We start from the raw sequence: 10,244 nt of genomic DNA, 5'->3' as shown, positions 1-10,244 counted from the left end.
CCAGTAGCCTTCATTGGGCTCCCTGATCACATTCAGGTTGAGCCCGGCCGCCCGGGCATGCTCCTGCCAGAGGAGAGCCGAGTCGGTCGCACCCGTGAACCCGGCATCCGCGACCGACAGGTCGAACTGGGTGTTCTCGGCCCCCGCCTTCTTGAGGAGGCTCTTGACCATGTCGGGGTCGTAGACATGCTTCGGCTGCGGATCGATCGCGAACTTGACGGTCGGTGCGATCGGATTGTCGTTGCCGACTGCCCCGTGGCCAAGGAACACCTTCTGCACGATCTCGTCGCGATTGAGCGAGTACTTGATCGCATTCCGCACATCGGGATTGTCGAAGGGCGCCTTCTGGACGTTCATGACATAGACGTAGTGGCCGTAGCCCGTCGTCTCCGAGATCACGAGATCGGGGTTCTGCTTCAGAATGTCGAGCGTCTTCAGATCGCAGCGATCCATGTAGTGGACCTCGCCGGTGTAGAGCGCGTTGGTGCGCGCCGTTACATCATTGATCGCCAGGCATTCGACACGGTCGAACCAGCCCTTGTCGGATTTGAAGTAGTTCGGGTTCTTGTTGAAGGTGGCGATGACGCCGGGCTCGAATTTCTCGAGCATGTAGGGGCCGGTGCGGATGCCCGACTCCCAGTCGACGCCGCCCTCTTTCGCCGGCATGACCGGGATGTCCGACATGATGTAGGGGAAGTCGGCATTGCCGCCGTCCAGTTCGAACACCACCGTCTCGGCACCGTCGGCGACGACATTCTTGACCGAAGCCAAGAGCGATTTCATCACCGATTTCGTGCCCTCGACGTTGTGATGCCTGACCGAGGCCACGACATCGTCGGCGGTAACCGTCTTGCCATTGTGAAAGGTGGCTCCCTTCCTCAGTTTGGACACCCACTTCTTGGCGCCGTCTGACGGCTCAAAACTCTCGGCGAGGTCGGGGACCACATTGCCCTTGGAATCGATCTCGGTTAGGCCATTCGACAAGGTTCCGAATAGCGCGGTGCCGGTGAACCGGTTGACGTTGGTACTACCCGGGTCCAGTGAATCGGTGGCGGCGGCATCGCCTATGCCGATCTTCAAGGTGCCGCCCTTCTTGGGCTCGGCGCGCACCGTCTGGACGAACATCGCATTGGCGGCCGTGGCGGTAAGGCCGGCGGCGAGGGCCAGCTGAACAAAGTCGCGACGCGAAACCCTGCCTTTCGCGGCAAGCTTGGCGGCCAACTTCAGTTTCGTTTCAAATTCCGTCACAGATGCTCTCCCTCGAACGGAAGATCATGCGAGACCCTCGGCGGCCCGAGAGACTTTAGGACGATAGCACAACAGGCATTCCCGAGCTAACGAGGACCTCCGGCAGCGCACGGTCGGACTCGTGTCCTCCCGCTTGCTCCCGCGCGGACTGGGGCCTCGCCCGGGGCGGATGGATCGGTCGATATCCAGTTCGTTGGCTGCGACGGAAAGATTGCCAACTGTATTTCGATTACACCAGGCTGGAGTTGCTGGGTCCGCCTCTATCACCCGCGCACGCAAATTTTAGATCGCACATGGGTATTCCCGGAGCCGAAGCTGATGAATTGATATGAGGATGTCGAATGTCCGCTCTTCCAAATCTGCCCTGGAATCGCTTTCGCAAATGTCCGGAAGTGGCGCTGGTTGCTCATTTCCAGTCGACAATCGAACGGCACGAAACCACCCATTTCTGCCCTTCACACACGGTAGCAATCGTCAGGATTTTACTCTGCTTCTGAGAAGATTGGCCGCGAGACCAGAGACACCCTAGGCGAATGCCAAATAACAACACAAATAGTCAGTTACGGCCGCGCGTCGGGAAGCTGATTCAAGCCGTTGAGACGTTGATTCAGGCGCTTTGCGCGCTGGCGGTGCGTCCTAGCGCCACGAAGACGGTGCGCACGATGCCTGCGGCGTCCAGCCCGGCGTCGGCGTACATCTTTTCAGGCTTGGCGTGATCTATGAATGCGTCCGGCAACACAAGCGGGCGTACCTTCAGGCCGTTTTCCAGCAGCCCTTCATGGGCCAGGAATTGCAGCACGTGGCTGGCGAAGCCGCCGACCGCGCCCTCTTCCACTGTCACCAGCACTTCGTGCGAGCGCGCCAGCCGCCGGATCAGATCCTCGTCGAGCGGCTTGGCGAAACGAGCATCGGCGACCGTGGTGGAAAGCCCTGCCGCGCCGAGCTCCTCGGCCGCAGCCAGGCAATCCTGCAACCGCGTGCCGAAGGAAAGCAGCGCAACCTTGGTGCCCTCCCTGACGATACGGCCCTTGCCGATTTCGAGAACCGAGCCACGCTCCGGCAGGTCGACGCCGACACCGTTGCCGCGCGGGTAGCGGAAGGCAATGGGGCCTTCATCGTAGCTTGCCGCCGTGCGCACCATGTGGCGCAGTTCCGCCTCGTCCGCCGCGGCCATGACGACGAAACCGGGCAGCGTCGCCAAAAAAGTCGTATCGAAGGCGCCGCAATGGGTCGCCCCATCGGCACCGACGAAGCCGGCGCGATCGATCGGAAAGCGCACCGGCAGTTTTTGGATCGCGACGTCATGAACGACCTGGTCGTAGGCGCGCTGCAGGAAGGTCGAATAGATCGCAGCGAAAGGTTTGAAGCCTTCCGTGGCAAGGCCGGCGGCAAAAGTCACCGCATGTTGCTCGGCGATACCCACGTCGAAGGTCCTCGACGGGAACGCCTCGCCGAAGAGGTCGAGGCCGGTGCCGTTCGGCATGGCGGCGGTGATGGCGACGATGCGATCATCTTCGCGGCCTTCCTGGATCAGGCTTTCGGCAAAGACCTTCGTGTAGCTCGGCGCGTTGGCCGGCGCCTTGGCCTGCGCGCCGGTGATGACGTCAAATTTGTTGACGCCGTGATATTTGTCGGCGGCCGCCTCGGCCGGTCCATAGCCCTTGCCCTTCTGGGTTACGACATGGATCAGCACCGGGCCGTCGGCATTGTCGCGGACGTTCTTCAGCACCGGGATCAGGTGCTCGAGATTATGACCGTCGATCGGGCCGATGTGATAGAAACCCATTTCCTCGAACAGCGTGCCGCCGGTGACGTAGCCGCGCGCATGCTCGACCGCCCGCTTGATGGCGCGATCTGCGCGTTCGCCGAGATAGGACGTCAGTTTCTTGCCGAAATCGCGCAAGCCCAGATAGGCCTTGCCCGACGCAAGGCGGGCCAGATAGGCGCTCATTGCGCCGGTCGGCGGAGCGATCGACATGTCGTTGTCGTTGAGGATGACGATCAGACGGGCATCGAGCGCGCCAGCATTGTTCATCGCCTCATAGGCCATGCCGGCCGACATGGCGCCGTCGCCGATAACGGCAATGACATTGTTGCGGCCACCGGAGAGATCGCGTGCCATTGCCATGCCGAGGCCGGCGGAAATGGAGGTCGAGGAGTGGGCGGCGCCGAACGGATCGTATTCGCTCTCGGCGCGCTGGGTGAAACCGGACAGGCCGCCCTCTTGCCGCAGCGTGCGGATGCGGTCGCGGCGGCCGGTCAGGATCTTGTGCGGATAGGCCTGGTGGCCGACGTCCCAGATCAGCCGGTCGTCTGGCGTGTTGAAGACATAATGCAATGCGACCGTCAGTTCGACCACGCCAAGGCCAGCACCGAGATGTCCGCCGGTGTGGGACACGGCGTCGATCAACTCGGTGCGAAGCTCCGACGCCAACTGCGGCAGATCACCTGCGTCAAGCGTCCTGAGGTCGGCCGGGATGCGGACCTTGTCGAGAAGTGGCGTATGGAGCTTTGCGTTCACTGGTGCTAGGGCCTGCTTTTATCCACGTGCGAAATAGGCCGCTGGCCGGCGAATGTAAATGCGTGCGAGTGACGCGGCGTAGATTCAAAGTGTTAGGGTTTCCTTTACGCGTCCAAAAGGACGCGCGGCGCTCTAATGGTCCGGCAGCGGAATGAACTCTTCCTCATCTCCAGGAACGATATCGAAGCGGCCTGTCTTCCACTCTTCTTTCGCCTGTTCGATGCGTTCCTTCGACGATGACACGAAATTCCACCAGATGTAGCGCTTGGAGCCGAGCGAGGCGCCGCCGAACAGCATGAAATGCGCTCCACCTTCCGAGGACACGACGATCTCGTCGCCGGGCCGGAACACCAGCAGCCGCTCGGCCGGAAAGCGGTCGCCGGAGATCGAAACCTCGCCTTCCAACGTATAGATGGCGCGCTCCTCGGCATCGGCAGGGATTTTCACGCTGGCCCCGGGCGCCAGGCTGAGGTCTGCATAGAGCGTGTCCGAAGCGGTCACGACCGGAGACCGCAGCCCGGAAAAGGCGCCGATGACGATGCGCCCGCTGACGCCTTCGGCGTCGATCTCGGGCAGACGCATGGCCGCCGTATTCTCGAAGATCGGGTCGACCTCCTCCTTGTCGTCGGGCAGCGCCAGCCATGTCTGCAGGCCGGACACCGACATCGGCGCGCCGCGCAGCTCCTGTGGCGTACGCTCGGAATGGACGATACCACGGCCGGCGGTCATCAAATTCACGTCACCGGGCTGGATTACCATTTCGGTGCCGAGCGAATCGCGATGCCTGATCTTGCCGTCGAACAGGTAAGTGACCGTCGACAGGCCGATATGCGGATGCGGACGGACGTCGAGCGCCTGGCCGGCACGCAAAATCGCCGGGCCCATGCGATCAAAGAAGATGAAGGGACCTACCAGCCGGCGCCTGGCGGTTGGCAAGGCACGGTGAACCTGAAAGCCGCCAATATCCTTGGCGTTCGGAATGACCATCAGTTCGATCTGGTCGCTGGCGAAGGCGTCACCGGGCAGAGGGTCGTTTCCGGGGAAGAAGCTCATGCGGTCTTCCTCAGGCGAAGCGGAGTGCAGACTTGGCTTTCGCCTTGGCCGCCACCTCTTCGCGATTGCGCGGATGCTGTTTCGTCTCGAGGCTGTCTAGCAATTCGCGCGCCGACGCGGCTATGGCCTCGACGGCGTGGTCGAACGCATGCTGGTTCTGTTTCGACGGCCGCGTCGTTCCGCTCAGCTTGCGGACAAACTGGAGTGCGGCATCGCGGACCTCGTCATTGGTTGCCGGCGGATCGAAATTGAACAGGGTCTTGATGTTTCTGCACATCGTTCGCGATCTCCTCTCGTCCTGGAGCCGTTTTCAAACGGGATGAATTTTATCCTCAATCATGATCATATCCAAAAGCCGCGAGGCGAAATTGTCGTTCGAGACCGCGCTTTACTCCGCGTCCAGCGGCTCTGTCCCCACCGGCTTACCGTCGCGCGAAAGCCTGATCTTTTCGACCTTGTCCTCGGCCGCCTTGAGCAGCCGATCGCAATGGACCTTCAGTGCCTCGCCGCGCTCATAGATGCGGATTGACTGGTCGAGCGGCACGTCACCGCGCTCCAGATCATCGACGATTTTCTCCAGCGCGTCGAGCGCCTGCTCGAAGCTCATTGCCTTAACGTCTTCGTTGGTCTCACCAGCCATCGTCTATCCTTTCATCAATCGTCCGACATGGGCGGCGACCGAAAATGCCAATCCCTGCAGGTCGTAGCCGCCCTCGAGCAGGCTGACGAGCCGGTTGTCGCTGTGGCGACCGGCGCGCTGCATCAACTGGCCGGTTGCCCAGTCGAAATCGCCCTCGGTCAGGTTGATCTCGGCCAGCGGATCGCGGTGGTGCGCATCGAAGCCGGCGGAAATTATGATGAGGTCGGGCGCGAAACTGTCGAGCGCCGGCAAGATGCGCGACAGGAAAGCGTCGCGGAAAACCTCGCTGCCGGTTTGCGGCGCCAGCGGCGCGTTGACGATGTTGCCGGCGCCGGTTTCGCTCACGGCCCCGGTCCCTGGGTAAAGCGGCATCTGGTGCGTCGAGCAGTAGAGCACCGACGGATCGTCCCAGAAAATATCCTGTGTGCCATTGCCGTGGTGGACGTCCCAGTCGACGATGGCGACGCGCTCGGCCTGGTGCTGCCTTTGCGCGTGGCGCGCCGCGATCGCCGCGGTGTTGAACAGGCAGAAGCCCATGGACGTCGTCTTTTCGGCATGATGGCCCGGCGGCCGGGCGGCGACGAAGACATTGGTGGCGTTGCCCCGAAAAACATCGTCGACGGCCGCGTTGGCGGCACCGATCGCCGTCACAGCCGCCTGCCAGCTTTTCGGGCTGGCGGTGGTGTCGGCGTCGACGCGAGCGATACCAGTGTCCGGTATCGTAGCGCGGACCCGCTCGACGAATTCCTGCGGATGTGCGTAGAGGATGGTGGCCTCGTCGCCTTCCGGCGCCTCGGCACGATCAAGGGCCGCAAAGGCCTCGTCGTCGAGCGCGCGTTCGATGGCGCGCAGGCGATCCGGCCGCTCCGGATGACCGGGCGGCGTTATGTGTTCGAGAAAGACCGGGTGGGTATAAAGCCTTGTGACCATGCCCCCGATATAGGCGCGCCCGGCGGCTTTGACCATGTTCTGGCACCACCAAAAGCAAGACGTTCAACAGGGTTTAGATAGGGGGTGCTGGTTGGGTCCAGCGCGAGCCATTGCCGCGCCTTGGCTTCGAAGGTCTTGAAACAGACTCAGGCCAGCGATTTGTCAATCTCAGCCGGTGCTTGCGGACGGCCAATCCTGCGGCCTTGCTTGAGCAGCCCCTCCAAAAGCACGTTGAATGCCTGCACCGCCTTTTTCGACGTCGCTTCGGGATCCTCCGAATTTGCGATCCACTGCGCGGCATGTAGCGAGGCGCCGCTGATCAACCTTGCTGCGGCTTCGGGATCAACAGCAACGATGGTTCCCTCGTCCCTCAGCTTTTGAAGGTTCTCGCTCATCGAGCGGATGCACTCATTCTGGCTCGGCCATTGCGAAGGATCGCCGAGCACCGCCGGTCCATCGCGAAGGACAATACGCTGGATCTCCGGCTCCAGCGCCATCTCGATATACGCGGTGCATTCGTCGACAAAGCCCTGCCAGAGAGTGTCCGCCCTGGCCGAAACGATCTTCAGTCGGGCCAACATTTCCGCGTCGATCTCGGCGATGACCGCTTGGAGAAGGCCCTTCTTGTCGCCGAAGTGATGATAAAGCGCGCCACGCGTCAGCCCGGCCGATGCGGTGAAGTCGTCCATCGACGCTTCGGCATAGCCGACAGTGCCAAAGGCATGGCGCGCCGCCGCGACCAATTTGGCGCGGGTCTCGGCGATCATCTCCTTGCGTGGTTTGTGCCCCATTCGCTCGTTCCTTCACATACGTCTCGTATATTAATTGACATACGCGTCGTATGTCATTATCTGATTTGCATACGCCACGTATATAAGTGGCTCGACCTCAAGAATCCAGGAGTGTTCTCATGCCCAATCCCTATCGCGAAATCTTCAAGGCAAGGGGAGCCAAGGGCTTCGCCGCAGCCGGCTTCGTTGCCCGGATGCCGATGGCCATGGCTCCGATCGGGATCGTCGCGATGCTGTCGCAGACGCACGGCGAGTACTGGCTGGCCGGCGCCGTCTCAGCGACATATGCGCTGGCCAATGCTTTCGTCGCGCCGCAGATATCGCGGCTGGTGGACCGCCTCGGCCAGGCGCGGATTGTGGTGCCCACCACTGTGATTTCCGTACTCGCTTTCGTGGTGCTGGTTGCGGCGGCCAATCAGGACTGGCCGATATGGACACTGTTCGTGTCAGCGCTGCTGGCCGCCGCAATGCCCAGCATCCCCGCAATGGTGCGCGCGCGCTGGACAGAGCTCTTCCGGGATCGCCCCGAGATGAACACCGCGTTCGCCTTCGAGTCGGCGGCCGACGAGCTGGTCTACATCGCCGGGGCATCGCTATCGGTGGGCCTGAGCGTGGCCCTTTTCCCGGAAGCGGGAATGTTGGCGAGCACGTTGTTCCTCGCCTTCGGCTCGACAGCATTCATCCTGCAGCGCTCGACCGAGCCGCGAGTGCGACCGGTCGACCAGGGCTCGCGCGGCTCGGCAATCCGCCTGCGGCCGGTCCAAATCATCACCTTGGCCCTGATCTTCATTGGCGCGACCTTCGCAACCACGGAGGTGAGCACCGTGGCAATCACCAAACAGCTCGGCCAGCCGGGCGCCGCCAGCCTCGTCATCGGCGTCTACGCCCTCGGATCGTTCGTCGTCGGCATCATCATCGGCGCCCTGAACCTGAAAACACCGCTGCAAATTCAGCTTGCCATCGCGATCGCCATCATCGCGCTCACCACGCTGCCGCTGCTCGTCGCCGACACGGTGCCTCTTCTGGCGCTGGCCGTCTTCGTTAGCGGTGTGGCGATCTCGCCGACCTTCATCACGGCATTCGGCCTGATCGAGCGGCGCGTGCCGGAGGCGATGCTGACCGAGGGCGTCACCTGGGTCATGACCGGCATAGGCATCGGCATGGCGCTCGGCTCCTTTGCCGCCGGATGGGTGGTGGACGCCTTCGGCGCACAGAGCGGGTTCCTGGTGTCGGTGGCGGCGGGCGCAATCGCACTGGTCATCGTGTTGCTCGGCATGCGCAGCCTTGCCACGGCGGATTGCGACACCTCCGCATGCGACGCAGCCGCGGTTCCTGCCGAATAGGCTCCTATGCGTCCGGTCCTGAGCGGCCGGACGCATGCGAGCGCCGCTAGGCCAGGTTAAAGAATCTCGGTGTTGGCGATGTGGATGCCAAAACCTTCGAGGCCGACATAGTGGCGTTCGCGCGAGGCGATCAGGTTGATCGACGAAATGCCTAGGTCTTTGAGGATTTGCGCGCCAAGACCGATCTCGCGCCATTCGCTTTCGCGCCGGCGCGCCTCTTCATGGTCCTCGCGGTCGCCGGCAGCTGGCCGGTTGCGCTCCTGATGGGCGACGCCGACGGAGCCTTCGCGCAGATAGACAATGACGCCGCGCCGGCGCTCGCCCATCGATTTCATGATGCCGTCCAGCCTGTGGCTGGTACCGAAGACGTCCGTCACAACGTCCTCGGAATGCAGCCGCACCGGCACTTCCTCGCCGTCGCGGATGTCGCCGAAGACGATCGCCACATGGTGCATAGAATCCCACGGCAGCGTGTAGGTAAAGACCTGCGCCTTGCCGCCAGGCGTGTCGATGGCAGAACAGGCAACACGCTCGACCAGCGTTTCCTTGCGCTGGCGGTAGGCAATGAGGTCGGCGACCGAAATCTGCTTCAAACCGTTCTTTTCGGCGAAGGCCTGCACCTGGGGGCCACGCATCACGGTGCCGTCATCATTGACCAGCTCGGAAATCACGCCGACCGGCGGCAGGCCGGCAAGCTTGCACAAATCGACCGCGGCTTCGGTATGGCCCGAACGCATCAGCACGCCGCCTTCGCGCGCAATCAGCGGAAAGATGTGGCCGGGGCGGACGAAATCAGACGCGCCGACATTGCCATTGGCAAGATTGCGCACGGTTAATGTGCGGTCGTCGGCCGAAATGCCCGTCGTCGTGCCGTGCTTGAAATCGACGCTGACGGTGAAGGCGGTGGTGTGGGCCGAGTCATTGTCGGCGACCATCGGCGAAAGATTCAGGCGCTTGGCTTCTTCGCGCGGCATCGGCGTGCAGACGATGCCGGAGGTGTTGCGGACGATGAACGCCATCTTCTCCGGCGTGCAATGGACGGCGGCGATGATCAGGTCACCCTCGTTCTCGCGCCCGTCATCGTCCATGACAACGACGATTTCGCCGCGTTCGAACGCACGCAGGGCTTCTACGATCTTCTTCTGGTCGTAAGGCATAAGTGCTCGTTTCACTCGCAGGGGAGTAGGGGAATAGGGCAGTAAGGGAGTAGGGAAAAGGAAAATTTCTGTCGCGGGAGCTTCATAACATACTCCCCTACTGCCTTACTCCCCTACTGCCTTACTCCCCTACTGCCTTCCCGTTTGTCCTCGATGACGCAGATAGTGATCGGCAATCGCGCAGGCAACCATCGCCTCGCCGATCGGTACCGCGCGGATACCGACACACGGATCGTGCCGGCCCTTGGTCATGATCTCGACGTCGTTGCCGTCCTTGTCGATTGACTTTCGCGGGGTCAGGATCGACGAGGTCGGCTTGACGGCAAAGCGCGCGACGATCGCCTGGCCGGTCGAGATGCCGCCGAGGATGCCGCCCGCATTATTGGAGAGGAAGACCGGCTTGCCGTCATTGCCCACGCGAATCTCGTCGGCATTCTCTTCGCCGGTAATGCGGGCGGCCTCGAAGCCGTTGCCGATCTCGACACCCTTGACGGCATTGATCGACATCAGGCCCGAGGCAATGTCCTGGTCGAGCTTGGCGTAGATCGGCGCGCCGAGGCC

10 protein-coding genes are annotated in these 10,244 nt (G+C 62.3%); 1 reads left to right on the top strand and 9 read right to left on the bottom strand.

The window, feature by feature from the left end; genetic code table 11:
- From EOA86_RS08835 to EOA86_RS08805, 7 genes are all read right to left on the bottom strand, one after another.
- On the bottom strand, positions 1–1,248 hold a 1,248-nt coding region (locus tag EOA86_RS08835; protein ID WP_164891635.1), incomplete at its 3' end, for an ABC transporter substrate-binding protein.
- Between the two features lie 607 nt (positions 1,249–1,855).
- Positions 1,856–3,769: a 1-deoxy-D-xylulose-5-phosphate synthase gene (gene dxs, locus EOA86_RS08830; RefSeq protein ID WP_128341264.1), complete on the bottom strand. Its 1,914-nt coding sequence runs from the start codon at positions 3,767–3,769 to the stop codon at positions 1,856–1,858.
- Between the two features lie 132 nt (positions 3,770–3,901).
- A complete protein-coding gene (locus EOA86_RS08825) occupies positions 3,902–4,822 on the bottom strand; it encodes a pirin family protein (RefSeq protein WP_128341263.1) in 921 nt (306 codons plus the stop codon).
- A gap of 10 nt (positions 4,823–4,832) precedes the next feature.
- Positions 4,833–5,099 carry a DUF2277 domain-containing protein gene (locus EOA86_RS08820; RefSeq protein ID WP_127211652.1) on the bottom strand — a complete coding sequence of 89 codons (267 nt, stop codon included), beginning with the start codon at positions 5,097–5,099 and terminating at the stop codon, positions 4,833–4,835.
- A gap of 111 nt (positions 5,100–5,210) precedes the next feature.
- The gene (locus EOA86_RS08815; RefSeq protein ID WP_029355594.1) at positions 5,211–5,462 is read right to left on the bottom strand and encodes an exodeoxyribonuclease VII small subunit; all 252 of its coding nucleotides are present in this window, start codon (positions 5,460–5,462) and stop codon (positions 5,211–5,213) included.
- A gap of 3 nt (positions 5,463–5,465) precedes the next feature.
- Positions 5,466–6,392, bottom strand: coding sequence for a histone deacetylase family protein (locus EOA86_RS08810; protein WP_029355589.1), 927 nt, complete (start codon positions 6,390–6,392; stop codon positions 5,466–5,468).
- 146 nt (positions 6,393–6,538) lie between these two features.
- A complete protein-coding gene (locus EOA86_RS08805) occupies positions 6,539–7,183 on the bottom strand; it encodes a TetR/AcrR family transcriptional regulator (protein WP_128341262.1) in 645 nt (214 codons plus the stop codon).
- A 119-nt stretch (positions 7,184–7,302) separates the two neighbouring features.
- Between EOA86_RS08805 and EOA86_RS08800 the strand changes: the two genes are divergently transcribed.
- Complete coding sequence (locus EOA86_RS08800; RefSeq protein ID WP_128341261.1) at positions 7,303–8,526, top strand: MFS transporter; 1,224 nt, start codon at positions 7,303–7,305, stop codon at positions 8,524–8,526.
- A 56-nt stretch (positions 8,527–8,582) separates the two neighbouring features.
- Here EOA86_RS08800 and ribB read toward each other — a convergent pair whose 3' ends face one another.
- On the bottom strand, positions 8,583–9,683 hold the full coding sequence (gene ribB / locus EOA86_RS08795; protein WP_065006209.1) for a 3,4-dihydroxy-2-butanone-4-phosphate synthase: 1,101 nt from the start codon (positions 9,681–9,683) through the stop codon (positions 8,583–8,585).
- 129 nt (positions 9,684–9,812) lie between these two features.
- On the bottom strand, positions 9,813–10,244 hold a 432-nt coding region (locus tag EOA86_RS08790; protein WP_128341260.1), incomplete at its 5' end, for a chorismate synthase.

The sequence above is a fragment of the Mesorhizobium sp. M5C.F.Ca.IN.020.32.2.1 genome, assembly GCF_004023105.1.
GTDB classification, from domain to species: domain Bacteria; phylum Pseudomonadota; class Alphaproteobacteria; order Rhizobiales; family Rhizobiaceae; genus Mesorhizobium; species Mesorhizobium wenxiniae.
The sequence above is the reverse complement of the archived record's forward strand: the minus strand, read 5'-3'. Positions and strand labels throughout refer to the sequence as shown.

Excerpts from the sequence above, each read along its gene's own strand:
- EOA86_RS08825 (WP_128341263.1), bottom strand. The coding sequence starts at position 4,822 with ATGAGCTTCTTCCCCGGAAACGACCCTCTGCCCGGTGACGCCTTCGCC.
- EOA86_RS08820 (WP_127211652.1), bottom strand. The coding sequence starts at position 5,099 with ATGTGCAGAAACATCAAGACCCTGTTCAATTTCGATCCGCCGGCAACC.
- EOA86_RS08815 (WP_029355594.1), bottom strand. The coding sequence starts at position 5,462 with ATGGCTGGTGAGACCAACGAAGACGTTAAGGCAATGAGCTTCGAGCAG.
- EOA86_RS08810 (WP_029355589.1), bottom strand. The coding sequence starts at position 6,392 with ATGGTCACAAGGCTTTATACCCACCCGGTCTTTCTCGAACACATAACG.
- EOA86_RS08805 (WP_128341262.1), bottom strand. The coding sequence starts at position 7,183 with ATGGGGCACAAACCACGCAAGGAGATGATCGCCGAGACCCGCGCCAAA.
- EOA86_RS08800 (WP_128341261.1), top strand. The coding sequence starts at position 7,303 with ATGCCCAATCCCTATCGCGAAATCTTCAAGGCAAGGGGAGCCAAGGGC.
- ribB (WP_065006209.1), bottom strand. The coding sequence starts at position 9,683 with ATGCCTTACGACCAGAAGAAGATCGTAGAAGCCCTGCGTGCGTTCGAA.